Raw genomic sequence first — 25,095 nt, forward strand, 5'->3', positions numbered from 1 at the left:
GCGCCCCTCGAGCCTGCAGCGCAAATCGAGCAGCAGTTGCAGATCGGCCAGATCAAGCAGGCGGCTAAGAGTGTCCATTGAGACGATCGGTTGTAAACATGAGCTTGCTGGGCATGCAAACGCGCATGAAAAGCGTTCATGGTCCCCCCGGAGCATCGGCGCAACAATGATCATGGAGAGACAAATGTTGAAATGGAAGGAATATCGAACCCAGCTTCTCGGCCGGATCGGGGAGCTCCCCAAGCTCGCACCGGATACGATAAAAACGGCTATCAGACGCTGGCCGGGGGCGGGTCGGAAGACCAACCATCTCGATGCCAAACAGCGAGAATTGATCGCCTTGGTCGTTGCAGTCACCCTGAGGTGCGACGGTTGTATCGTGGTTCACACGACAGAGGCAAAGAAGTTCGGTGCAACGGAAGCCGAAATTGCCGAGGCGCTCGGTGTTGCGATCTCTGTAAATACCGGCGCAGCGCTTGTCTATTCTGCACGTGTCGTGGATGCTACTCACGCTGTCACAGAGTGACGGTGCGAGGTCGATCGACGCGAATGGAGCTTTCCATGACTGTGAATTCCAAACTCTCGCAGGCAGGTGATAGGGTCTCGCTCCCGACGCGGTTTCGCCTTCCGCGCGTTCCTGCGGCATTCTTTGGCATCGTTCTCGGTGTCGCGGGTCTTGCCAACAGCTGGCGGGCAGCGGCGGCGATTTGGCCGCTCCCCCCCGAAATCGCTGCCGCACTGAACCTTGTCGCCGTCGCAATCTGGCTGGTGCTGGTAGTCCTCTACACCGCCAAGTGGATCGTGGATCCGCAGGCGGCACGGGATGAGGCGGAGAATGCGGTTCAATGTTGCTTCATCGGCCTGGCTGGAGTTGCGACAATGCTGGTTGCGTTGGCCCTGCTTCCCTATTCTCGTCCCGCCGCCGAACTGATCTTCGGACTAGGAGGTACGTTCACGGTCGTGTTTGCATTATGGCGGACCGGAATTCTGTGGCGCGGCGGGCGTGATCCGGTAGCGACGACGCCGGTTCTCTATCTGCCGACCGTCGCAGGAGCGTTTGTCACGGCGACGGTCGCGGGGGCGATGGGCTATGGCGATTGGGGCCAGCTTGCCTTTGGTGCGGGCCTTTTCTCGTGGCTCGCAATCGAATCTGTCCTCCTCAATCGGTTGCTGACGGCGCCTGTCCTGGCTGAACAGTTTCGTCCGACGCTCGGCATTCAGTTGGCGCCACCGGCGGTCGGCAGCCTCGCTTATCTCAGCGTCACAACGGGTACGCCTGACATGATGGCGCATGCGATGATCGGGTACGCCATCTTGCAGATGCTCCTGCTCCTGAGGATGTTGCCCTGGATCGTCCGGCAGCGGTTTGCAGCATCCTACTGGGCGTTCACCTTCGGGATCACAGCACTGTCGACAGCCGTATCGAGAATGGTTGCGCGTGGCGATACCGGACCGATGCATGTCTTCGCCCCGCTTCTTTTCATTCTGGCAAATATCGTCGTGATCCTTGTCGCAGTCGGGACCATTCTGCTGTTGGCACGGGGAAAACTGTTGCCAACCCAAACCGCACCGACGATGTCTGCCCCTTAATGCAGTTGCGCGCTGCGCAACTGATAGCGGCATCCGCTTCAGGAGTGAGCCTCAACGCGTGTCGTTGCCTGATGCATTCTCCATGGCAGGCATCGAATCGATGTGATCTGCTCGGCAATCGCGGCAAATGGAACTTGGCCGATGTTGTCCCGAATTGCGGGCTGGAAGGGGTCCAACTATTCCGCCTCGGTCCGGGTCAGGACATGAAGCGGCTCAGATACGCAAAACTCCTTGTTGCGAATTCTGTGGGCTGCCGCGGATTGTCGTGTTCGACTACCAGGGTGCGAGCACCATTCAGGAGGGCTGCGCGCCACAACAATGGCCACACCAGAATGCCTGAGCCGACATCCGACCAACCGTCCTCGTCCTTCCTGGCACCCTCAGGTGCCTGGTCCTTGACGTGGGCCGACGCAAGGATCGGCGCATATCTGTGCAACCATTCCTCTGGAACCACACCTGCACGTGATAGCCAGGCAATGTCTGCCTGCCACGTCAACGGACTTCCCTTGGCAGTATCGAACATGAGTTCAAACCCGTACCGACAACCGAGAAGTCGCGTAAACCCTGCCATCTTGTTGTGATAGCCCAGCGCGATGTGGTCCCGCTTGAACCGTTCGGCCAAGGCGCCCAACTCGCGACCCAAGCGCTGCCAGGCGCTCGCGGTCTCCTGTGAGGCCGGCGGTGCAGGATGCGGAACGTACAGTTCCCCTATTCCGCACACTTCACAGGCTGTGAGGATTGGCCCAGCCTCACGTCGGAGTGTGTCCAGGGTGACATGGGCGGTCGGCGCGCTTAGCCCATGGCGTATGAGGCCTTGCTTCAGCTCGTCTGTATCGCGCAAATGACTTTCCAGCGGCTCCACCGAGCGGAAACCGGCGCGGGCGGCGGCCGAAAGTTGCGCATCGAGCGACCCAAGGCCTCTCATCGAGAAGAGCTGCAGGGACAGGATTGGTCTGGTCATTCAACAGCCTCCGGCCGAACGAAATTTGCCGGATCATCGTTGATGGTCTGCCCAGAGAGCAAGCGCAGTCCATCGAATGCGGCAAGCCATGGCTGGCGAGTCACAGCTTTCGAGTGGGTATTTTCGACGAGATTGGGTTGACGCACAAGCTGCTGGAGACCGTCTAATGCCTTGCCTGGTGGCGAGAGAATTGCTCCGTTCATTGACCGCGAAGCCGCCCGGAACAACCTTGGTGAGAGTGTAGGAGAAGAAAAGTCCCGCGGCATTGCCGCGGGACTTCATATGGCCGTGACCGGGAGAGAGATGGTCAGGCGGCCTGAACCTTGCGGCCGGTGCGTGCCCACGCCGGCAGCCAGTCGCCATGGGCGGCGAGCAGATCGTCCACCATTGACCAGATCTGATCAAGATCGAGTTCGGCCGCGGTGTGCGGGTCCATCATGGCGGCGTGATAGATGTGCTCGCGGTTTTCCGTCATCATGGCCTGGACGGTCAGCTCCTGAACGTTGATGTTGGTGCGCATGAGGGCCGTGAGCTGCGGTGGCAGATCGCCGATAAACGTCGGCTGGATGCCGGATGCGTCGACGAGGCATGGCACTTCAGCGGCGCAATTGTTTGGAAGCGACGTGATGCATCCATTGTTACGAACGTTGCCGTAGATGACCGAGGGTTCGCCGGTCCAAACCGAGTTGATGATCGAAGAGGCGTATTCTTTCGACTGCTTGACCTCGATCTTGTCAGCCGAGCGATAGGCCTCCGCCTGTCCCTTCCAGCGCTCGATCTGTTCGATGCAACGCTTCGGATATTCGTCGAGCGGAATGCCGAACTTCTCGATCAGATCCTCGCGGCCTTCCTTGATGAAGTAGGGAGTGTATTCGGCGAAGTGCTCCGAGCTCTCGGTGACGAAGTAGCCGAGCCGCGTCAGCATTTCATACCGCACCTTGTTCGGGCAGCGAGGATTCCAGCCCGGCTTCGGAGCGCGGCCCTCGCGATAGGCGCGCATGAGATCCGGATAGAGGTTCTTGTAGGATCCGTCGGGCAGGCGATGTTCAAGCTTCAGATAGAAAGCCATGTGATTGATACCGGCCGAGCGGTAGCGGATCTCCTCGTAGGGGATGTCGAGATCGTGTGCCAGTTCCATGGCTGTGCCCTGCACCGAATGGCAGAGGCCGACCTGCTTGATGGTTGGATACTTCTCCGCGATCGCCCAAGTATTGATTGCCATCGGGTTGACATACTGAAGCATGATCGCTTCAGGGCAGACGGCAAGCATGTCCTCGCAGATCTTCCAGAGGTGCGGGACGGTGCGAAGGCCACGCATGATCCCGCCGACTCCGAGCGTGTCGGCAATCGTCTGACGCAAACCATACTTCTTCGGGACCTCGAAGTCGGTGACCGTGCAGGGCTCATACCCGCCGATCTGGAAGGCGACGACCACGAAGTCGGCTCCATCAAGTGCCTTGCGCTGGTCCGAATAGGTCTCGGCTTTGGCCTTGACGCCGAGCGTCGAGATCAGCTTGTTGACGACGATGGCGCTTTCTTCCAAGCGCTGCGGGTTGATATCCATCAGGGCGATCGTGGCGCCCGACAAGGCTGGGCGTTGCAGCACATCACCGATGATGTTCTTCATGAAAACAGTGGAGCCAGCTCCGATAAACGTGATCTTGGGATTTCTTGCCATTATAACCTCCGGCATGTGCAATCAGGCTACCTCGAAAGCGGCTTTGACGAGCCGTTCCGTGTAGGCGGTCTTGGGATTGGTGAGAACTTCGTTGACGGGCCCCTCCTCCATGATCTTGCCATGCTGCATGACAATCACACGGTGGCAGAGGGCACGCACGACCTTGAGATCGTGCGAAATAAAGAGATAGCTGAGGCCGCGTTCGTCCTGCAGCTTGCGCAGCAGCTCAATGATCTGGGCCTGGACCGACAGGTCGAGGGCAGACGTTGGTTCGTCGAGCAGGATGAATTCGGGTTCGAGCGCGATGGCGCGGGCAATTGCGATACGCTGGCGCTGACCACCGGAAAACTCGTGCGGGAAACGCGACAGGATATTGCCTGGCATGCCAGCTGCAATCAGCGCCTCGCGGACGCGGTCGAGCCGTTCGGCTCTTGTTGCTCCGAGCTTGTTGACAACGAGCCCCTCCTCGATGATCTGGCCGATCGTCATGCGCGGATTGAGCGAGGAGAACGGGTCCTGGAACACGACCTGCATGCGCGAGCGCAGCGGCCGCATCTCGGCACGCGATTTTCCGTGGATTGGCTGGCGATCGAAATAAATCTCGCCTCCATCGGTGTCGTTCAGCCGAAGCAGCGCCTGTCCGAATGTGGTCTTGCCGGAGCCGGACTCCCCGACGAGGCCGAGCGTCTCGTGGCGGCGAAGTGTCAGGCTGAGGCTGTCGACGGCGACGAGCTCCTTCAGTTGCGGTTTGAAGAAGCTGCCATGCCGCATCATGAAGGACACGCGTACGCCCTTGGCATCGAGGATGACGTCGGACCCCTCGGGCAGCGGGTTGGCCTGCCCCCGCGGCTCAGAGCCTAGCAGGTGCTTGGTATAGACATGCTGCGGATTGGCAAAAAGCTTCTCGGTCGTGTTGTGCTCACGCATCTCGCCATGCTGCATGACGTAGACGTAGTCGGAGAACTGCCGCACGACCGTGAGATCGTGGGTGATCAGGATCACCGCCATCCGCATTTCCGTCTGCAGGTTGCGGATCAGGTTGAGGATCTGCGCCTGGACGGTGACGTCGAGCGCCGTCGTCGGTTCGTCAGCGATCAGCACGTCGGGGTCGTTGGAGAGCGCCATGGCGATCATCACGCGTTGGCGTTGGCCGCCGGAGAGCTGGTGCGGATACTGCTTGAGCCGTGCTTCTGGATCGGGGATCTGAACATGCTTCAGCAGCTCCAGCGCGCGGGCTTCCGCCTGCTTCCTGCTCATCTTGCGATGCACCCGGATGGCCTCTACGATCTGGCTCCCGATCGTATAGATCGGATTCAGCGAGCTCATCGGCTCCTGAAAGATCATCGAAATCCGGTCGCCACGCAGTTTGCGGCGCTGGCGCTCGGAGAACTTCAGGATATTGGCGCCGTCATATTTGACGGTCGACTTCGGTGCGACCACAGCACGCTTCGACAGAAGTCCCATGACGGTTCTGGCTGTCACCGATTTTCCCGAGCCGGATTCACCGACGATCGCGATGGTCTCCCCGCGGTAGAGTTGGAAGGAAATATCTTTCACCGCCTCCACGGTGCCTTGCTCGACCTTGAAGTTCACGCCGATGTTGCGGGCGTCGATGACGGGGCTCTCCTTGTGCGCTTCGTGATCGAAACGGACGGATGGGGCGAATGAGTTGACGAGTGCAAGTGCCATGTTCTTCACCTCAATAAGGATCGACTGCGTCACGCAGGCCGTCGCCCAGCGCGTTGAAAGCGAAGACGGTGACGAGCACGAAGCCGACGGGCGCCAGAATCCACGGATAGGTGCCAATCACCGAGTAATTGGCGGTGTCCTGCAGCATCAGGCCCCAAGAGATCAGCGGCGGCTTCACGGCAAAGCCGAGGAAGCCGAGGAAGGATTCAAGCAGCACAACGCTCGGGATATGCAGCGTCACGGCAACGATGACGTGGCTCATCACGTTCGGGAAGATATGCTGGAAGATGATACGCCGGTCGGTAGCGCCGACGGCCATCGCTGCCCGGACATAGTCGATGCGTGCGAGCGCCAGCGTCTTGCCGCGCACCTCGCGCGACATCTGTGCCCAGCCGAGGGCCGACATGACGACGATGACGAATGCAAGGAAGACATTGGTTGGCGCGGTCACCGGGATCAGCGAGGTCAGTGCCAGGTAGAGCGGGAGCTGCGGAAAGGCGAGAACCACTTCCACGAAGCGTTGCACCCAGGTATCGAACGCGCCGCCGAAATAGCCGGACACCATGCCAACCGTCGTGCCGATCATGGTCACGATGAAGACCACGGTGAGCGCGATCGTCAGCGAAATCCGCGAGCCGATAATGGCGCGCGAAAGGATGTCGCGGCCGAACTTGTCGGTGCCGAGAAAATGCACCGGCTGGCCATCGATCGACCCGAAGAAGTGTCGGTTTGCCGGAATGAGCCCGAGGAGATTGTATTCCGCGCCCGGTACAAAGAAGCCGAGCAGGCGCGGATTGTCATAGTCCGGGCCGACGATTGGCTGGAAGGTGACGGGATCGAGCTCCTCGGATTCGCCGAGTGCATAGACGCGGGGCGAATAGGTGAAGTTGCCGTCCTTGTCGTGGAAGCTGATCATCTGCGGTGGCGCGAAGCCGACGTCCGTCGCCTTGGGGTCCATCGGCGCGAAGAAATCAGCAAAGACGGCCATGAAAAGCAGGAGACCAACGAGTATCAGCCCCATCATGCCGGTCCATGAGCGCCTCAGGCGACGCCAGACAAGCGACAGATAGCTTTCGTTGCCGTACGGTGCGTTCTTGATGGTTTCTTCGTGCGGGGGTGGGGGAGCAGAATCAAAGGCGAGCATATCATGCTCCTCCGTACTGGCGGACCCGCGGGTCCAGTATGGCGAGCAGCATGTCGGCGATGATGTTGCCGACGATGAGCGTCGCCGAAAGGACCATCATGAAGGTTGCCGTGACGTAGACGTCGCCGATTGCCATCGAGCCGACGATGGCCGGGCCGACGGTCGGCAGCGAGAAAATGATTGCAGTCTCGATTTCGCCAGTCAGCATGTAGGGGAGCACGACGCCCTGATACATGACGAGCGGGTGGAGCGCATTTGGCACAGCATGGCGCATGACGACCGCACCACCCGACAATCCCTTGGCGCGCGCCGTTTCGACATACTGGGCGTTCAGCGTGTCGAGCAGATTGCCCCGCATGACGCGCATGTTGTAGGCGAGACCGCCAAAGGTGGCGATGGCGACGACCGGCCAGACATGGCTGACGAGGTCGACGAATTTCGCCCAGGACCACGGCGCTCCGCCATACTGCGGCGAGAAGAAGCTGCCGATTTCCGAGACGTTGAATTGAAAGACGAGGAGATAGACGATGATCAACGCCATCAGGAAGCGCGGCACCGTCATGCCGAGGAAGGAGACGCCGGAGAGCAGGCTGTCGATCCAGCTGTACTGGCGGGTGGCCGCCCAGATGCCAAAACCGATACCAAGCACCGACGCGAAGATGTGGCAGACCAAAGCCAGGGCCAACGTGCGTGGCAGTCGCTCGGCCACAACGTCCGCCACGGGCTTGTTATAAAACATGCTGTAGCCGAAATCGCCTTGTGTCACGATACCTTTGATCCAGTTGAAATACTGGATCACCATCGGCTGATCGAGGCCATGAGCGACGCGATAGGCCTGGGCCTGCGCATCGGCGGCTGCGAAGGACGCTCCACTCTGATTGATCAGCTGCGAACGGATGTAGTCGGCATAGTCACCGGGCGGAGCCTGGATGATCGCGAAGGTTACGATGCTCAAAATGATCAGTACCGGGATCGCGGAGGCTATGCGCACGAGCAGGAATCGTAACATCGGACGGTTCGCTTCTCCTTGCCGCCAGTCGCGCCTGTCGGTGCGGCCGGCTTGTTGATATTGCCCGGCCGCGCTTCACGCGCGACCGGCTTTTCGGTTGGGAGGGAAGTCTTAGTTGATCGGACCCTTGTCACCGGGCTTGCCGGGCAGCTGCTCCGGGAAGAGCTCGTATTTGCCCTGCTTGTCGGCGGCCACCCACAAACGTTCGCGGATGACGGAGTCTTCGGCCCAGTTGAACATGAAGATCGGGGTGCCTTCCGGGACGTTCGAGAAGCGTTTGTTGATGATCAGTGCACCTGGGTATTCCGTGAGGCCGACCGTATCGACATTCTCGGTTGCCACCTTCTGGTACTGCTTCATCAGCTCGACGCGCTCGTTGTTGTCCTGGCTGGTCTGGAACTTTGTGACGATATCGACCAGCTTTTCTTCGTAGGGCATCAGATCAACCTTGCCGTCCTTGCCGGCGCGATGCTGCCAGCTCGTCCGTGGGCCGACGGGCGCCAGCTGCTCGGTGTTCTGAACAACCGAGGCAAGTTCCGGCGAGCTGCGCTGGATGAGCCAATCGAAGCGGCCGCTGTAGTGGGCGTCGTCACGCTTGGGGCCGTCCAATGCATTCAGGATCACCTTCAGCCCGAGCTTTTCCATCTGGCCGATGACGCCTTCGGCAAGGCTCTTGTCTGTTGCATAGCCGTTGTTGACGAGCAGCACGATCTCGACGTTCTTGCCGTCGGCCGTCCCCGCAGGGAAGTTCACGAACCCGTCCCCGTCGGTATCCTTGAGGCCGACCTTGCCCAAGAGCTCTTTGGCGGCCTTCAGGTCGAAGGGGTAGTAGACCACGGAATTGCGGTCGTAGAAGCTCGTGCCGGAGGAGAGGCCGCCGGGATAAATCGCTGTGAACGGACCCTTAACCAGGGAGTCACCGATCGCCTTGCGGTCGAGACCCATGGTGACCGCCTTTCGGAAGTCTTCATTGCGGTTCAGATCGCGGAGGGCCTGGCCACGAGCATCAGGATCGCCCCAGCCGTTGGCGGACAGGTTCATGCGCATGTTGTAGCCGATCAGGCGTGGACCGAAGGCGAGGCGTGCGGGCGCGGTCTTCTCGGCGGCGCGCTTCAGCGACGCCACGAAGTTTTCCGGTTGCTCCAGGTTGGAAATGTCGCCGGATCCGGCAACCGCCTGCACGTCACGGTCCGCCCAGGTCGACAGCTTATAGTGCAGCTCGTTGAGGTAAGGCAGCTGATTGCCCTTCTCGTCGACCTTCCAATAGTAGGGATTGCGGCGCATCACGATGATGTCGTCCGGACGGTATTCGACAGGCACCCAGGCACCCATGACCGGCATGTTCATGTATTCCGGCGGGAACGCATTCTTGAACTGATCATACGTGTTCTTCGAATACTTCGGATGCTGCGGCTTCAGAATATGCGATGGGCCCGGGCAGAAGCTCGGATAGGCCATCGTGTAAAGATACTGCTTCGGGAACGCTTCCTTGAAGGTCCACTCGACGGTGTAATCATCGATCTTCTTGAGCGTCGTTCCCTCGCCGAAAGCCTCGGGCGAAGCGCCGCCGCCAAGCGGCGAAACGTTCGGATCGATGACCTCGTCTTCCCAGTAGAACATAATGTCATCAGCGTTGAACGGCACGCCATCCGACCATTTCGCACCTTCGACAAGGTGCATCGTCAGCTTGTGACCATCCTGCGACCACTCCCAGCCCTTGGCGAGGTTCGGAAGCGGTTCGGTGTCCTTGGCCTGGACCTGGAAGAGCGGTGCGGTGCGCGTCAGGCATTCCGAAAGGCCGATATCGATGCCACCCCAGCCTTGTGTCTGGCCGGCGCCGTAGTTCCAACCCTCCGGCCGGCCGCCGATAACGTGACGCATGGTGTCGCCGTAGACCCCGATGCCGTCAACCATGTTCTCGGTCTTGAAGACGAGCGGCTCCTTGGGAAGGCGATCCTTCACCGGGGGCAGCTTGCCGGTGTCGACGAAGTTCTTCTTCACCCAGTCTGGTTCATTGTAGGATGGAAGTGCCTTGAATTCCTCGATGGAATCTCTCGAGACGTATTTGATCTTGCCTTCCGCCGGAAATTGCGGCGGAACGGGCGGTGCTGTTGGCTCGGAAGCATAAGCGTTCAAAGCCTGGACCGAGACGCTCAGCGCCAGTCCGGCAAGAATGCCAAGGTTGCGGAAATTTCTCATCGTCTCTCCCTCTTGTTTCGGAGGCGCGCGCGGCGACCCCGGTTCTCCTCAAACGATCCGGCAACAGGCTTGCGACGATAGGGTCCCTCCCGGAGCCCCATCGCCACCCGTCCTCCGGGAAACTCAGACGGCCTGCTTCAGCGCCGCCTTTTCGGCACGCAGTTCGTCGATCGAACGGACGTTGCGGCGGGCAGCACCGGCCCAGTCGCGGGTCTCGACGGTCGATTTCGCGAGACGTTCCTTTGCTGCCGGAACACCATCCGCATACTGCGGAAGCCAGCGGGCCTGGGCGACGACCATCTCGTCGACCATCTGCCAGACCTCTTCCGGGGTCGCGACGGCACCGACCAGCGGATCGTGCAGGACGGCGAGCTTCAAGAGGTCGATGTCGCCGCTGATTGCAGCATGGACCGACATGCGCTGAACATTGATCGACGCCATGCAGGTTGCCGCACATGCTTCCGGAATCGTAATGCTGGAGACCATATTGATGCCGAATCGGTCGACGAAACCGGGCGATTCGATGATCGCGTCGGACGGCAGGTTGGTGATGACGCCGTTGTTCTTGACGTTGAAGTGGCCACGATAGACGCGTCCGGTTTCCAGCGCTTCGAGAATATGGCTGGCATGTTCGTTCGAGCGCTTGGCCGGATCGATCGGCTTTTCGGCCGAAGCCAGGAACTGCGGGAATTCCGTCTCGAACCAGTTACGCGTTTCGGTCGAGTGGCGGAGGTAACCTCCGGTCTCGCCGTGGATCCAGTCGGACATGTCGATCCACTTGGTGATCTCGTCCGGCCGCTTGCGGTACCAGGGGAGGTATTCCGAGAGGTGGCCGTTGCTCTCCGTCGAGTAGACGCCGAAACGCTTCAGGACGTCGATGCGCAGCTTTTCCTGCTGCGAGAAGACTGGATGGGCCTCAAAGGCGGCGACAAGCTCGTCCTTGCCGATCTTGCGGCCGTTTAGCTTCAGATCGACGAACCAGGTCTGGTGGTTAATGCCCGAGCAGATGTAATCGAGTTCGGAAGGAGACTTCGCGCCGAGCACTTCGGCGATCTGCTCGGCACCGTGCTGGACGCCGTGGCAGAGACCGACGGTGTCGACCTTGCCGTACTCGATCGCGGCCCAGGTGTTCATCGCCATCGGGTTCGCGTAGTTCAGGAACTTGGCGCCTGGCTCGGCGACTTCGCGGATGTCCTTGCAGAAGTCGAGAATGACCGGGATATTGCGCTGGCCATAAAGAATGCCGCCAGCGCAAATCGTGTCACCGACGCACTGGTCAATGCCATATTTCAGCGGAATGCGGATATCGTCGGCATAGGCTTCGAGGCCGCCAACGCGCACGCAGCTGATGATGTAGCGCGCGCCGGTCAAGGCCTCGCGGCGGTTGGTCGTCGCCGTCACCTTGGTTGGCAGCTTGTTGGACAAGACGATCTTATCAAGGATCTGCTTGATCATCGTCAGATTGTGTTCACTCATGTCGGTCAGCGCGAACTCGACGTCCTGGAACTCAGGAACGCAAAGGATATCGGTAAACAGTTTTTTCGTGAAGCCGACGCTGCCCGCGCCGATGATAGCGATTTTGAAACTCATGATCCCTGCCTCAATGCGATAAAATTGCCGTCGCTGAACGATGAGAAGAAGATTAGCGCCCGGGCTTGCGCTCGACGCTAGAAAAGGCCAGAAAACGGGCTTATTCTCCTCCCCGCCGGTCCTCGGTGCTGGCGGTGTTCTCTCTCTTGAGGGCGGATTATGCGCATATTCGGCGATGCCGCCAGAGAAGGATTATGCTTTCATGGGTAATTTTGTGCTGCAGAAATTGATTGACAACGGACCGGTGATGCGGACGGTGTCGCTGCCCCGTGGCCGCCAGAGCCTGCATACGATGCCCACCAGCACCGGCTACGAGATTCGCGAAAATGCCACCTACGACTGGGACGGCCGCAAGCGCGGACAAACACCTTTTACCGTTTTGCAGCACACGATCGGCGGGGCGGGAAACCTGCGGTACGAGAACCGCCAACTTCGCGTCAAGGAAGGCGAGACGCTTTTGGTCCTGGTCCCCCACAATCATCGCTACTGGCTTGATGACGGTGATCGCTGGGAGTTCTTCTGGATTTCGATGAACGGTGAGGAGGCGCTGCGTATCCATCGCTCGATACTTGCCGTCACGGGACCGATCCTGAAGCTGCAGCCGCAAACAATCGAGCATCTTGCGGATTGCAGCCTGCGCCTGATCAATGGCGCGGAAACGCCGGGGCTCGCCTCCGCCATCGCCTACGAGGCCGCGATGGCGCTGTACGACGATGTCTTTGGATCGCATCCGGTTTTCAGTGAGGAATACCGTACGATGCAGCATGTCATCGACTACATCTCGGCAAACCTCGAGCGTCCCTTGCCCGTGGAGGATCTTGCCCGGATCGCCGGCCTCAGCCGGGCCCACTTCTCACGAATGTTCGCAGCCAATGAGGGCCTCCCACCGGCTGAGTTCGTCTTGCAAAAGCGGTTGAGGCGGGCTGTGAAGCTGTTGACCAAGACCGCCAACATGCCGGTGAAGGAAGTGGCGATCCGCTCGGGGTTCGAAGACGCAAACTATTTCTCCAAGGTCTTCCGGCGGGTATACGGAACCAATCCGACAGAGTTCCGCACGACCGGCATGTATGCGAGCGTCGGCAAGGTGCGCTGACGCCCGCGAAACGCGCCGGCTACCGGGCGAGGTCGTAAGTGAGCTTGGGATACCAGGTCGCCGGTCTGCCTTCCGGAGTTGTGTCGAGGACGGTCCAGAGAGGCATGAAATCCGGTGCGCCGCGCGGATCCTGACCGGGATCGGCGGTTGCCGGTCCCATTTCCGGGTTCCAGAAGTGACGGATCGCGCCATTCTTCAGGGTGAAGACATTATAGGCGGCATCGTCACTGCCATCGGGTCCGATGGCATGATAGTCACGACTAAATTCGTCCGTTGTATCGGAATAGAGTGGGAGGTGATGCCAGCCCCGCTCCTTCTTGAACGCCAGCAAACGGTCTATCGGCGAACGCGCAACGACCGCAAAGGCAACCTGCTGGCATATGTCCGGAACCTCGCCATCGAAGGCAGACAGCATGGACGTGCACATTGGGCATGGCCGCTCGCGATTGGGTCCATACATGTAGCTGTAGATCACCAACGTGGTCTTGTTGGCAAAGAGGTCATGCATTGTGACTTCGCCATCCGGCCCCCGGAATGTGTAGTCTCTGGTTACCTCGCCACCTGGCGGCAAAGCCCGACGCTGCTCGGCGACGCGCTCGATATGGCGGCGCAGCTCGATTTCTTCGGCAAGGAGTTCGTCGCGCGCCTGCCTGTATTCGCTACTTTCGTTTGGAAAGGTGAGGGCGTTTCTTCTTGCCAGTTCTCTGGCAGAGACAAGGTTGTTCTGATCCATCACGAGACTCCTCCTTTGTTCTAAAACGCCGGCGAACCTTGCACCGGTCGCCATCCTGACAAGGAACGTTTGACAAAAGCGAAAATCGACAGGTGGCTGAAATTTTCTCCGAAATTTCCGTCCGTTCGCGCCAGGACCACATTTGCCCTCCGCTAAGAGAGGCCTCATCATGTTGTTGGCACTTATAAGCACGAGACCAGGGGGAGTGATGTCTCAAGTCCTCAAGAACAAGTTTCAGGGGCTAGCTGCTGCTGCGACCGCGATAGGGTTTGCTTCACAGCTTGCGCTCGCGCGGATCAAGCGGGAAGACAGCGATCCGCTGCCGCTTCTGAGGCGCACAAGTTCGGACTGAGTCTAGCGACCCAACTGGACCTTCCGGAGATCAGACGCTGGAACTTCGGTTCGACAATCAGGGGGGCGTACTGCGACCCGCAGTTTCCTTCGAACGGTTTTCGCGCCATACCGATAGACATCACGCCGAGTTCGTCGCCTCGGTGCTTCTTCGCGTATGCCGCAAACTGATGGGAAGCCGGATTATCCCTCTGAGTGTGTCGCTCGCACACCATTGCTCCGGAGATCTCGCTCAAATCAAGTCTCTATTCGGCTGCGACGTGCAATTCGGCGATTACTCTGATGGCCTGACGTTCGACGCAGCCGTCCTTGGCCTTCCGGTCATCGGTATAGACCCCTTCCTCACCGAGCTGTTGTCGGACTTTGCGAGCAAGCCATCACCGCGCGTGTGTCGACCATGGACGCTGGTGGAGAACACGATCTCGCCTCTATTGCCTCATGGCGAAGCGAGTGCCGACAATGTTGCGCACCGACTGGGTGTCAGCGAGCGGACATTCGCGCGGCGCCTGGCTGCGCAGGGAACGGCCTTCGGGTTGATATTGGATGGTCTGAGACATGAACTGACGATTACCTGCATGCAGGATGGTCTGCAGGCTTCCCGGATCGCCTGGTTGCTTGGATTTCACCAGTCCAGCTCGTTCACCCACGCCTGCAAGCGCTGAACTGGGAGCACACCCTCTCAGTATCGGCGGCTCCAACCGATACAATGAGACGTTCAGGAGGTAACGGCGCATCCGAGATTTCACCGTCACCCACCGGCACCAATCGCCTATTGGCATGAGGCATATGGCAGCTCAGAACAAGTTTTTGGCAGCGTATTGTAAGCAGAAGAGCAGCTGTTTTCTTAAAGTGCCAAAAAAATCAACGTCCAATTGGAAAATTGGCCGCCGCTCACCCCAGCGGTGGCATCCTTTTCCGCCTTAACCACGGCTTCTCGTGGGTTAACATTCCACGGAAATTCCATTCGCTCGCTTAATCCCGAGGGGCGCCCTTCCCGCCTCTGATATACGACCTATGTCCCCTTCATCCTTCATCTCCTGGAAGGAAGACGGAGGCCTCCAGTCATCGGTTGACCGGTGCGGATGTCTCCCTCCACGGAGGCTACGATGAAAACCTTGGTATCGCTGTTTGAGGCTGCCATTCTGGCGGCCGGCTCACCGGTCGTTTCCAACGATGGCACAGGCCTGGAGCGCGCCCAGGCCGTCTGCTCGTTTCTTCAGGGGACCGGCCTGAACGGCGATTGCGCAGTGGACGCCGGGGAGACGCTCATCGAGGTTTCTCTTGCTGGCCAGTACGACAGTCCCGCAGACTGTCCTAAGGTGGCTGACATGCTGCGGGCGCACGGTTTTCAGCTGGGTCCGGATTGGGAACTGCGGATCAAAGCCAGCATCAAGGACGAGCCGGAGGTTACCGAGTGCGGCCTGTCCCCTGCTCGCCATTAACACCGGCGATGACGTCTGCCTATGGTTTTTGTTTCGGGGCAATCGTCAATTCTGATCTGTGGGCCATACGCAGCTCGTCATCACCTTCCATCCGGTCGGTCGCCTTGTGCAGCAGGGACGAGCTGTATCCAAAGGAACGATTTCCTTCGATCAATGTGACGTCGGAATTTCCTGGATTGTCGGAGCGCTCAAACCAGTCGACAGCAAGGTGGAGGAAATTCATTTCGAACGCCCGGTTCGTCACGCCATGTCCCACGATAATGACATCGTTGGATATGCCGGACACATCGTCGATTACCGTTTGCAGGAAAAGCCGAAGACGCTGGGCGACATCCGCCCTGCTCTCCCCGTCGGGCGGCCTTGCATAGAATTTTCCACTGGTGCTGCGCAGCCTGGCCCATTTTTCGAACTCGTCCGGAAACTTTTGCCGACGCTCCGCATGATCGTATATTTCCGTGAAAAGGCCAAAGTCCTGCTCGCGAAGCAGGTAATCCTCCCTTATTGCGCCTATCCGTTCGGGCGGTAGGGTTTCGAGAAGCGCGTCCTTGCTTTGCCGGGTCCGCAAATAGGGAGAGTACCAAATGTCCAGGCTGGCGCTGCCGGTCTGCGGCAGTCCCGCGAGGTAGGACGCCAACGCCTGACCGGCCGTTTGCACTTGCCGGTAACCCCATTGCGTCAGAGGAACATTGTGGTCGCCGAACTGCCCGTAGGCCTTTTCATCAATGTTGCCGAGGGATTCGCCATGTCGGACCAGAAAGATACGCATCGCCGTCGTGTGTCTCGATGTCAGGTGCCCTCATCATGACGACAAAGGCCGTGCGGTTCAATCGGGGCAGTCTTTCGCGCAAGCAGCAGGTAACGTGAAGTGCGACCCATGGTGACGTTGTTTCTCCTCTTTCCAAAACATGCGAGGCAGCGTTGATCACTTGCAATTTCTGAGGGATCTGACCTTATGACCGAAAATTCATATCCATTTCCGATCGCGGGCTTTTGGTGTCCACAATCAATGAACAGATGTCCCTTCCCCCTCGCGGCTTTCCCGATGCTCGCACTCGCCTTTCCAGCGCTCGCCGAAACGCGCCCGCTATCGGAGGTCACAAAAAAGATCGAAGCTCAGATCTTACGTCAGAATTCGCGCCAGGATATCGAGTGCTACAAGTACATCCTGAAAGATTTCAAGCAGAGGAAAGTCAGGAAAGCCGATGTTTTTGTCGTCTTCGATGATCCAGGCATCGAGGGTATCGGGATCGGAATATCGGAGACCGATGAAAACTACAGTTGCGAAGGCGGCGAGATGAGAGCCTGGGAAGCCGGAAAGTACTCTGTCGTGAAGCAATTTCGTTAGAATTGGCGAGACACCAACCGAGATCGTCTACGAAACCTAGAGGACGTCCGCAGCGAGAGGGACGCCACGCTCCGGCGCGTTTAGATGATCGGTCGTCGACCAAGAACTGCAACGCGTGTCGGCGACGTCACATCACCCCGTTGATCTGGTAAAGGCGCTTAATAGCTGCAGGGTCGATCGTTGCCGAATCCGCCACTGCACGCCGGTCTGAGATCAAAGTCGGCATTGTGTCTGCCATACCCGACCGACCCCGTCGTGAGAGGTGCCTCGGAGCTGGTTGAACAGGCCGATGCGAGACCTGCAATAGCGACGAGCATTCCAACGGATATCATTCTTCGAAGCGTGTCCATCACAGCCCCCGTGCAACACTATCAGTGATAGAATTTAGCCTCACCGGGCTTCTCGGAAATAGGCCGAACCAATCAACATTTCGTCATCTTGGTGGGCACCGTACGTTTCCCGGCAAGGAGCAAAATACACCTGCAGCGAGAACTGGAGATATCGCTACCCACAACCTGCCGCACCATCGCAAAAGGCCCTGATTGCACATGCTTTGCAGGCGAAGCCGCGATCAGAGGGGCGGTGTGGACCCGCACGTCGGCTCTTTCCGTCAAAATCTGTTACTGAAGCACTGCGACGGGGAATATCCGACCACCCAGTCGATAATGGTTGCTGCCGACTTGCTATTGCGATGCCGGCGTGAAGCGCGCTACCAACGCATGGCGGTCACCTGGATAGGTGAAGCGGACATGGGTGACTGGTCCGACATTGCTCCAGGTACGTCGCTCGACAACCAGGCAGGCGGTATGACGCGGTATATCCAGGGCAATGGCTTCGTCGGCGCCGGCCGAGACGGCGTGGATTCGGTGCTCGGCGCTGCTCCACGGTATCTGGTTGATCAGCCACGCACCCGGCGCCATGTCAGCGAAATTTTCTTCGGCGGCTTCCGGGACAGTTGAAAGACTGATCAGGCGCTCTTCCAGGCAGAAGGGCCGCCCGCCCGCATGATGAATGCAGGATACGTCCAGCACCGACGATCCCGATGCAAGATCGAGGCGCCTGATGTCGTCCGGCCTCGCCTTGCGCTGCTCGCGCTTCGATACGGCGTAGGAATAGGCGAGGTTCAGTGACTGAACCTCCGTCCGGATGTCGTGGATCTCAAGCACCGCCGATTGCGCTTGAGGTTGCGTCACGAAACTGCCCGACTTTTTCCTGCGCTCGATGAGACCCGCCTTGGCCAGTTGCGTAAGCGCCTTGTTCACGGTCATGCGCGAACAGTCATATTCCTTGGTGAGATCCACCTCGAACGGAATGCGATGGCCAGGAGGCCATTCGCCCGAGACGATGCGGCCTTCGATCTCGCTCACGATCCGCTGGTGCAAGGTTGTGTCCTTGCCTTGATTCATCGCCACGCTCCAGTTGGTGACTCCCGCTCTAGTCGGTATACCGCGGCGAGGGAAGCCCTATGTTGTCAGGAGCTCGCCCATCGCCTTCAGAAACCTTCGGTTGATGTCCTCGCGCGCCACGTGGCGTCCGCTCGAGACCTGTTTTCGTCCAAGCGTCCAGACGCTGTCGATGGTGACGCCACCGGCAAAGACCCAATGATCGAGCAGCTGGTCGCCGGAGAGATAGGGGACGGCGGTTGCGTCGAGCGAAACGAGGTCGGCGTGGTTTCCCTTCGCGATACCACCTGGAGCCTTGAGCGCGTCACCACCGCCACCGATCGCGCGATCGAAAAGGTTCCGCCCGGTCGAACCGCTAGGGGCGGCAATGACGTTGCGACCTCTCAAGGCGAGTCGCAATGAATATTCGAGCTGACACAGTTCCCCGGGCAGGGAGATGCGAACATTCGAGTCAGAGCCGACGCCGAAGCGCCCGCCTTCTTCGATGAAAAGTGGCGCGGGGAATGTACCATCACCAAGGTTGGCTTCCGTGATCGGGCAAAGACCCGCAATCGCGCCACTCTGCGCCATGCCGCGTGTCTCTGCGTCGGTCATGTGTGTCGCATGGATCAGGCACCAGCGCTCATCAACAGGTGCGTTTGCAAGCAGCCATTCCACGGGGCGTGCGCTTGACCACGCCACGCAGTCTTCCACTTCCTTGACCTGCTCGGCGATGTGGATATGGACCGGCCCGTCGCCGGCAAGCGGCACGATCTTGGCAAGTTCCTCCGGTGTTACGGCCCGCAGGCTGTGCGGCGCGATGCCAAGCTCGGCGCCGGGGATTGCGGTTGTCACCCCGCGGCAGCCCTCCATCAAAGCGGCAAAGCTGTCCAGGTTATTGATAAAGCGTCGCTGGCCATCAATCGGCGTCTTACCGCCGAAGCCGGAATGGGCGTAAAAGACCGGAAGAAGTGTCAGGCCGATCCCGCTGGTGGTTGCTGCCGCACCGATACGCTCTGCGAGTTCGGCAATATTGCCATAGGGCATTCCGTCCCGGTCATGGTGAAGATAGTGGAACTCTCCGACGCGCGAAAAGCCGGCCTCGAGCATTTCCATGTAGAGTTGGGCGGCAACGGCCTCGACGTGCTCGGGTTCCATAGACAGGGCAAACCGGTACATGACGGTGCGCCAACTCCAGAAACTGTCGTTCGCAGGGCCCCTGACCTCTGCAAGGCCAGCCATTGCGCGCTGGAAAGCATGGCTATGGAGGTTGCTCATCGCCGGAACGATCGTTTGGTGATGCTCGTCACCGGGTCCGGCGTCAACACCTGTCTGAACGTCTTCAATTCGTCCGTCTGCAATGGTCAGGCGCACGTTCTCGCGCCAGCCTCCCGGTAGCAGAGCCGCGCTGGCGTGAAGTCTGGTCGCGACAGGTCCGGTCATTAGGCTTTTCTCCTCTTTGGCACTGCACATCTTCCTTTTTGAGGAGGATGCACAAAATTTCACTTGTCACCGCTCCTGTTATGTATATACATGTTTCCACATAAGGGAAGGCGCAAAGCTGATGACTGGGAACAAAATTTCAACCGGCGACGCATCCGGAGATCTCCGTCCACATCTGTGGCGGAACGCGCGATTGGCGACGCTCGAGCAGCAAAAATTGGGTCTCGGCATCATCGAAAAGGGTGCCATTGTCACCGAGAATGGCCGTCTAACTTTTGTCGGCCCGGAGGCCGACCTGCCGGTGGCGGCAATCGAGCGGGCACAGATCACCGATCTCGAAGGCCGCTGGGTTACACCCGGTCTGGTGGACTGCCATACCCATATCGTCTACGGGGGCAACCGCGCCCGCGAATTCGAGATGCGCCTCCAAGGGGCTACCTATGAGGAGATTGCACGGGCTGGTGGTGGGATTGTCTCCTCCGTCAAGGCGACGAACGCGCTCTCGGTGGAAGGCCTCGTGGAAGCAGCGCTTCCCAGACTGGATACGCTTCTTTCCGAAGGTCTGACCACCATCGAGATCAAGTCTGGCTATGGATTGAGCGTCGACGGTGAGCTCAAGATGCTGCGCGCTGCGCGCCGGCTCGAACGCGTCCGTGCGGTTCGGGTCGTCACCTCCTATCTTGGTGCTCACGCCACTCCGGTCGAATACAAAGGGCGCAATGCCGACTACATCACCGACGTAGTCATCCCGGCTTTGCAAAATGCCCATGCAGAGCACCTTGTCGATGCCGTCGACGGATTCTGTGAGACGATCGCGTTCTCAACCGCGGAGATCACTCGAGTCTTCGATCGGGCAGCCGCCCTCGGTCTGCCGGTCAAGCTCCACGCCGAGCAGTTGTCAAACCTCGGGGGCGCGAAGCTCGCAGCCTCATACAAGGCGCTTTCTGCCGATCACCTGGAATATCTTGATCCGGAGGGCGCTCGCGCGATGGCTGAGGCCGGGACGGTTGCCGTCCTGTTGCCGGGTGCATTCTATGCCATCAACGAAAAACAGAAGCCCCCCCTGCAGGCACTGCGAGACGCTGGCGCCCACATTGCCATCGCGACGGATTGCAATCCGGGCACCTCGCCGCTGACGTCGTTGCTGCTGACGATGAACATGTCCGCCACCCTCTTCGGCCTGACCGTGGAGGAGTGCATTGCGGGGGTCACGCGCGAGGGCGCGCGGGCTCTTGGGCTGCTTGACGAAACGGGCACTCTCGAAACCGGCAAATCGGCGGACTTCGCCGTCTGGGATGTGGAGAGCCTGGCAGAGCTCGTCTACCGCATCGGCTTTAATCCGCTTCACGCACATGTCTTCAAGGGCGAAAGGATCGACCATTGACCATTACCCTTCATCCCGGAACCGTTTCTCTCAAGCAGCTCGAGACCATTTACTGGACCGGAGAGCCGGCCAGGCTGGACGCATCGTTTGATGCTGGTATCGCCAAGGCGGCAGCGCGTATTGCCGAAATCGCTGCCGGCAATCAGCCTGTCTATGGCATCAATACCGGTTTCGGGAAACTTGCGTCGATCAAGATCGACAGCGCTGATGTGGCCACGCTTCAGCGCAATCTTATCCTCTCGCATTGCTGCGGCGTCGGCGCACCACTGCCCGAGAACGTCGTCCGTTTGATCATGGCCCTCAAGCTGGTCTCCCTGGGCCGTGGCGCCTCCGGGGTTCGACTCGAGCTGGTCCGGTTGATCGAAGGCATGCTGGAAAGGGGCGTGATCCCCGTCATTCCAGAAAAAGGCTCCGTGGGCGCGTCGGGAGACCTTGCCCCACTCGCCCACATGGCGGCCGTCATGATGGGAGAAGCCGAAGCCTTTTTTGCAGGCGCTCGTCTTTCCGGTCATGTGGCTCTCGAGAAAGCCGGCCTGAAGCCGGTTGTCCTTGCCGCAAAGGAAGGGCTTGCGTTGATCAACGGTACGCAGACCTCGACAGCTCTTGCGCTGGCCGGGCTCTTCCGGGCGCATCGCGCAGCACAGGCAGCCCTGATCACCGGTGCCATGTCCACTGACGCGGCAATGGGCTCGTCCGCACCATTCCACCCGGATATCCACACCTTGCGCGGTCATCGGGGGCAGATCGATACGGCCGCGTCGCTTCGAGCGCTTCTCGAAGGCTCCGTGATCCGTCAAAGCCATATCGAGGGCGACGAGCGGGTTCAGGATCCCTACTGTATCCGCTGCCAGCCGCAGGTCGACGGCGCCTGCCTGGATCTCCTGCGGATGGTTGCGCGGACATTGGAGACCGAAGCCAACGCAGTAACGGACAACCCTCTGGTGCTGTCCGACAACTCTGTTGTCTCGGGCGGCAACTTCCACGCCGAGCCGGTGGCATTTGCGGCTGACCAGATTGCGCTCGCAATATGCGAAATCGGAGCGATCGCGCAGCGACGCATCGCCTTGCTGGTCGATCCTGCGCTATCCTATGGATTGCCAGCCTTCCTTGCAAAAAAGCCGGGGCTGAATTCCGGCTTGATGATCGCGGAAGTCACCTCCGCGGCGTTGATGTCTGAGAACAAGCAGATGTCCCACCCTGCCTCCGTCGATTCAACGCCGACCTCCGCCAATCAGGAAGACCATGTGTCGATGGCTTGCCACGGTGCCAGACGCCTGCTGCAGATGACCGACAATCTCTTCAGCATTATCGGCATCGAAGCAATGTCGGCGGCCCAGGGGGTCGAATTCCGTGCGCCGCTTTCGACCAGTCCGGAGTTGCAGAAGGCACTGACCGCGATCCGCAGCGCAGTTTCGACGCTGGATCTCGACCGTTACATGGCCAACGACCTTCAGGCAGCGGGCGATCTCATTGCGACCGGTGCACTCAATGCATCTGTGTCGCGCGGCATTCTTCCGGTCCTGGAGGCTTGACATGTCCGTGTTCGAAGTCAGGCAGGGGACCTCGCCGGTCATCCTCGCATTTCCTCATACCGGGACCGACGTCCCTGCGGGCATCTGGGATCGCCTGAATGACAATGGCAGGAAACTTGCCGATACCGACTGGCATATCCATCGGCTCTACGACGGCCTCCTCGCCGACGCTACGAGTGTTCGCGCGACTTTCCATCGGTATGTTATCGACGCGAACCGTGATCCTCAGGGGCGAAGCCTCTATCCCGGGCAGAATACGACGGGTCTGGTCCCGGAAACGGACTTCGATGGGCAAGCGATCTGGAAAGATGGCGAGTCGCCGCGCGAGGCCGACATCGCTCTGCGGGTGCGGGACTTTCATGCGCCCTATCATGCGGCGCTTGCCGCCGAAATCGAGCGCGTCAGAGCAGACCACGGTGTGGCAATCCTTTACGATTGCCACTCCATTCGCTCCCACATCCCGTTCCTCTTCGAAGGCAAGTTGCCAGACTTCAACATCGGGACGGACATGGGCAAGACCTGCGATGGCGCGATCGAGCAGGCGACGCTGACCGTTGTCGGAGCCGCCGAAGGCTATGACAGCGTGCTCAACGGCCGCTTCAAGGGTGGCTGGACCACCCGCCACTATGGTCGTCCGGAAACGGGAGTACATGCCATCCAGATGGAGCTTGCGCAATCAACCCATCTTGAGACCGAAGCGACACCGTTTGCCTACGACAGCCATAAGGCCGACCGCCTGCGGATACATCTGAAAGACATCCTGTTGCGGATCGAACAGATCGCTCAGGGCCTGAAACGCTAGAAATCACTCCACAAGGGGAACACGCATGACATCCAATCCACGCCACAACATCCGTGAAATCCGCGCGCCGCGCGGCAACGAGCTCACTGCCAAGAGCTGGATGACAGAAGCGCCATTGCGCATGCTGATGAACAACCTCGACCCTGACGTGGCCGAAAATCCGAACGAGCTCGTGGTTTATGGCGGCATCGGCCGGGCAGCCCGCACCTGGGACGACTTCGATCGTATCACGGCGACCCTGAAGACGCTGAGCGAGGATGAGACGCTGCTGGTGCAGTCTGGCAAGCCGGTTGCCGTGTTCCGGACACACAAGGATGCCCCGCGTGTTCTGATTGCAAACTCGAACCTTGTCCCGCATTGGGCGACCTGGGATCATTTCAACGAGCTCGACAAGAAGGGTCTTGCCATGTACGGCCAGATGACGGCCGGTTCCTGGATCTACATCGGTACGCAGGGGATCGTACAGGGTACGTACGAGACATTCGTCGAAGCTGGACGCCAGCACTACAATGGCAACCTCAAGGGAAAATGGATTCTTACCGGCGGTCTCGGCGGCATGGGTGGGGCTCAGCCGCTTGCGGCTGTCATGGCGGGAGCCTGCTGCCTTGCGGTCGAATGCGACGAGACCCGCATCGATTTCCGCCTTCGTACGCGTTATGTCGACGAAAAGGCAAAGACACTCGACGAGGCGCTCGCTCTCATCGACAAGTGGACGAAGGCCGGGGAAGCAAAATCGGTGGGTCTCCTCGGCAATGCCGCGGAAATCTTTCCCGAGCTTGTTCGTCGCATGAAGGCGGGCGGCCCACGCCCCGACATGGTGACTGACCAGACGTCGGCGCACGACCCGCGCAACGGTTACCTGCCCGCTGGCTGGACGGTCGAGGAGGCTAAGGCCAAGCGCGAAAGTGATCCGAAGGCTGTGGAAGCTGCTGCGCGCGCCTCCATGAAGCAGCAGGTCGAGGCAATGGTTGCCTTCTGGGATGCGGGCGTCCCGACACTCGACTATGGCAACAATATCCGCCAGGTCGCCAAGGACGAAGGTTTGGAGAATGCATTCGCCTTCCCGGGCTTCGTGCCAGCCTATATCAGGCCACTGTTCTGCCGAGGTATTGGTCCGTTCCGCTGGGCTGCACTCTCTGGCGACCCGGAAGATATCTACAAGACAGATGCGAAGGTGAAGGAACTTCTTCCCGACAACAAGCATCTCCACAACTGGCTTGACATGGCGAGAGAGCGGATCTCATTCCAGGGCCTGCCGGCACGCATCTGCTGGGTCGGTCTTGGCGATCGCCATCGTCTCGGCCTTGCTTTCAACGAGATGGTCCGGAACGGTGAGCTGAAAGCTCCTATCGTTATCGGCCGTGATCATCTGGATTCCGGTTCTGTCGCCTCCCCGAACCGTGAGACCGAAGCGATGAAGGACGGCTCGGATGCCGTATCCGACTGGCCGCTTCTGAATGCTCTGTTGAATACCGCGTCAGGTGCCACCTGGGTATCGCTTCATCACGGTGGCGGCGTCGGCATGGGCTTCTCCCAGCATTCCGGCATGGTGATCTGCGCCGATGGCACCGACGATGCAGCTCGCCGCCTCGAGCGTGTCCTCTGGAACGACCCGGCGACAGGCGTCATGCGTCACGCTGACGCGGGCTACGAGATCGCCCTTGATTGTGCCAGGGAGCAAGGCTTGCGCCTGCCGGCAATTCTCGGGAACTGATGAAGGATACCGGG

General features: G+C 59.6%; 22 protein-coding genes. 11 read left to right on the plus strand and 11 right to left on the minus strand.

Annotated elements, in window-relative coordinates; translation table 11 throughout:
* The first annotated feature begins 184 nt into the window (after positions 1–184).
* Positions 185–526: a carboxymuconolactone decarboxylase family protein gene (locus FHT97_RS18825; RefSeq protein WP_183863897.1), complete on the plus strand. Its 342-nt coding sequence runs from the start codon at positions 185–187 to the stop codon at positions 524–526.
* Between the two features lie 35 nt (positions 527–561).
* Positions 562–1,590 (plus strand): dicarboxylate transporter/tellurite-resistance protein TehA, encoded by a 1,029-nt coding sequence (gene tehA, locus FHT97_RS18830; RefSeq protein ID WP_183863898.1) that lies wholly within the window; start codon positions 562–564, stop codon positions 1,588–1,590.
* A 196-nt stretch (positions 1,591–1,786) separates the two neighbouring features.
* Here tehA and FHT97_RS18835 read toward each other — a convergent pair whose 3' ends face one another.
* The 7 genes from FHT97_RS18835 to FHT97_RS18865 form a co-directional block, all read right to left on the minus strand.
* Positions 1,787–2,551, minus strand: a complete 765-nt coding sequence (locus FHT97_RS18835) for a sugar phosphate isomerase/epimerase (RefSeq protein WP_183863899.1) — start codon at positions 2,549–2,551, stop codon at positions 1,787–1,789.
* 307 nt (positions 2,552–2,858) lie between these two features.
* Positions 2,859–4,229 (minus strand): alpha-glucosidase/alpha-galactosidase, encoded by a 1,371-nt coding sequence (locus tag FHT97_RS18840; protein WP_183757106.1) that lies wholly within the window; start codon positions 4,227–4,229, stop codon positions 2,859–2,861.
* A 21-nt stretch (positions 4,230–4,250) separates the two neighbouring features.
* Positions 4,251–5,918, minus strand: a complete 1,668-nt coding sequence (locus tag FHT97_RS18845) for an ABC transporter ATP-binding protein (protein WP_183757162.1) — start codon at positions 5,916–5,918, stop codon at positions 4,251–4,253.
* Positions 5,919–5,928: 10 nt separating this feature from the next.
* Positions 5,929–7,062 (minus strand): ABC transporter permease, encoded by a 1,134-nt coding sequence (locus FHT97_RS18850; RefSeq protein WP_183757107.1) that lies wholly within the window; start codon positions 7,060–7,062, stop codon positions 5,929–5,931.
* Position 7,063: 1 nt separating this feature from the next.
* Positions 7,064–8,071, minus strand: coding sequence for an ABC transporter permease (locus FHT97_RS18855; RefSeq protein ID WP_183863900.1), 1,008 nt, complete (start codon positions 8,069–8,071; stop codon positions 7,064–7,066).
* A gap of 111 nt (positions 8,072–8,182) precedes the next feature.
* On the minus strand, positions 8,183–10,270 hold the full coding sequence (locus FHT97_RS18860; RefSeq protein WP_183757109.1) for an ABC transporter substrate-binding protein: 2,088 nt from the start codon (positions 10,268–10,270) through the stop codon (positions 8,183–8,185).
* Positions 10,271–10,393: 123 nt separating this feature from the next.
* On the minus strand, positions 10,394–11,860 hold the full coding sequence (locus FHT97_RS18865) for an alpha-glucosidase/alpha-galactosidase (RefSeq protein ID WP_183863901.1): 1,467 nt from the start codon (positions 11,858–11,860) through the stop codon (positions 10,394–10,396).
* Positions 11,861–12,062: 202 nt separating this feature from the next.
* Between FHT97_RS18865 and FHT97_RS18870 the strand changes: the two genes are divergently transcribed.
* On the plus strand, positions 12,063–12,953 hold the full coding sequence (locus tag FHT97_RS18870) for an AraC family transcriptional regulator (RefSeq protein WP_183757111.1): 891 nt from the start codon (positions 12,063–12,065) through the stop codon (positions 12,951–12,953).
* A 19-nt stretch (positions 12,954–12,972) separates the two neighbouring features.
* Here FHT97_RS18870 and FHT97_RS18875 read toward each other — a convergent pair whose 3' ends face one another.
* On the minus strand, positions 12,973–13,686 hold the full coding sequence (locus FHT97_RS18875) for a DUF899 family protein (protein WP_183757112.1): 714 nt from the start codon (positions 13,684–13,686) through the stop codon (positions 12,973–12,975).
* A gap of 208 nt (positions 13,687–13,894) precedes the next feature.
* Between FHT97_RS18875 and FHT97_RS18880 the strand changes: the two genes are divergently transcribed.
* The 3 genes from FHT97_RS18880 (at position 13,895) to FHT97_RS18890 (ending at position 15,479) form a co-directional block, all read left to right on the plus strand.
* The gene (locus FHT97_RS18880; RefSeq protein WP_183757113.1) at positions 13,895–14,038 is read left to right on the plus strand and encodes a hypothetical protein; all 144 of its coding nucleotides are present in this window, start codon (positions 13,895–13,897) and stop codon (positions 14,036–14,038) included.
* Positions 14,039–14,075: 37 nt separating this feature from the next.
* Positions 14,076–14,699: an AraC family transcriptional regulator gene (locus FHT97_RS18885; RefSeq protein ID WP_183757163.1), complete on the plus strand. Its 624-nt coding sequence runs from the start codon at positions 14,076–14,078 to the stop codon at positions 14,697–14,699.
* Positions 14,700–15,143: 444 nt separating this feature from the next.
* The gene (locus tag FHT97_RS18890; RefSeq protein WP_183757114.1) at positions 15,144–15,479 is read left to right on the plus strand and encodes a hypothetical protein; all 336 of its coding nucleotides are present in this window, start codon (positions 15,144–15,146) and stop codon (positions 15,477–15,479) included.
* A gap of 19 nt (positions 15,480–15,498) precedes the next feature.
* Here the strand turns inward: FHT97_RS18890 and FHT97_RS18895 are convergent, their stop codons facing one another.
* Positions 15,499–16,245 carry a phosphoglycerate mutase family protein gene (locus FHT97_RS18895; protein WP_183863902.1) on the minus strand — a complete coding sequence of 249 codons (747 nt, stop codon included), beginning with the start codon at positions 16,243–16,245 and terminating at the stop codon, positions 15,499–15,501.
* 240 nt (positions 16,246–16,485) lie between these two features.
* Here FHT97_RS18895 and FHT97_RS18900 point away from each other — a divergent pair, with 240 nt between their 5' ends.
* Positions 16,486–16,824, plus strand: coding sequence for a hypothetical protein (locus FHT97_RS18900; protein WP_183863903.1), 339 nt, complete (start codon positions 16,486–16,488; stop codon positions 16,822–16,824).
* 683 nt (positions 16,825–17,507) lie between these two features.
* Here FHT97_RS18900 and hutC read toward each other — a convergent pair.
* Both hutC and FHT97_RS18910 read right to left on the minus strand, forming a co-directional pair.
* Entirely contained in the window at positions 17,508–18,230 is a 723-nt protein-coding gene (hutC, locus tag FHT97_RS18905) for a histidine utilization repressor (protein WP_183757116.1), read from the minus strand.
* 57 nt (positions 18,231–18,287) lie between these two features.
* A complete protein-coding gene (locus FHT97_RS18910) occupies positions 18,288–19,649 on the minus strand; it encodes a formimidoylglutamate deiminase (RefSeq protein ID WP_183757117.1) in 1,362 nt (453 codons plus the stop codon).
* Between the two features lie 121 nt (positions 19,650–19,770).
* On the opposite strand from FHT97_RS18910, the gene hutI reads away from it, so the two are divergent.
* The 4 genes from hutI to hutU are packed head-to-tail and all read left to right on the plus strand — an operon-like array spanning position 19,771 to position 25,081.
* Entirely contained in the window at positions 19,771–21,033 is a 1,263-nt protein-coding gene (gene hutI / locus FHT97_RS18915; RefSeq protein WP_183757118.1) for an imidazolonepropionase, read from the plus strand.
* Positions 21,030–22,565: a histidine ammonia-lyase gene (gene hutH, locus FHT97_RS18920; RefSeq protein WP_183757119.1), complete on the plus strand. Its 1,536-nt coding sequence runs from the start codon at positions 21,030–21,032 to the stop codon at positions 22,563–22,565. Before hutI ends, hutH begins: the two co-directional genes overlap by 4 nt.
* A 1-nt stretch (position 22,566) precedes the next feature.
* A complete protein-coding gene (gene hutG, locus FHT97_RS18925; RefSeq protein WP_183863904.1) occupies positions 22,567–23,367 on the plus strand; it encodes an N-formylglutamate deformylase in 801 nt (266 codons plus the stop codon).
* 25 nt (positions 23,368–23,392) lie between these two features.
* The gene (gene hutU, locus FHT97_RS18930) at positions 23,393–25,081 is read left to right on the plus strand and encodes a urocanate hydratase (RefSeq protein ID WP_183863905.1); all 1,689 of its coding nucleotides are present in this window, start codon (positions 23,393–23,395) and stop codon (positions 25,079–25,081) included.
* Positions 25,082–25,095: the final 14 nt, after the last annotated feature.

The organism is Rhizobium sp. BK399 (genome assembly GCF_014194695.1).
Taxonomy (GTDB): Bacteria; Pseudomonadota; Alphaproteobacteria; order Rhizobiales; family Rhizobiaceae; genus Rhizobium.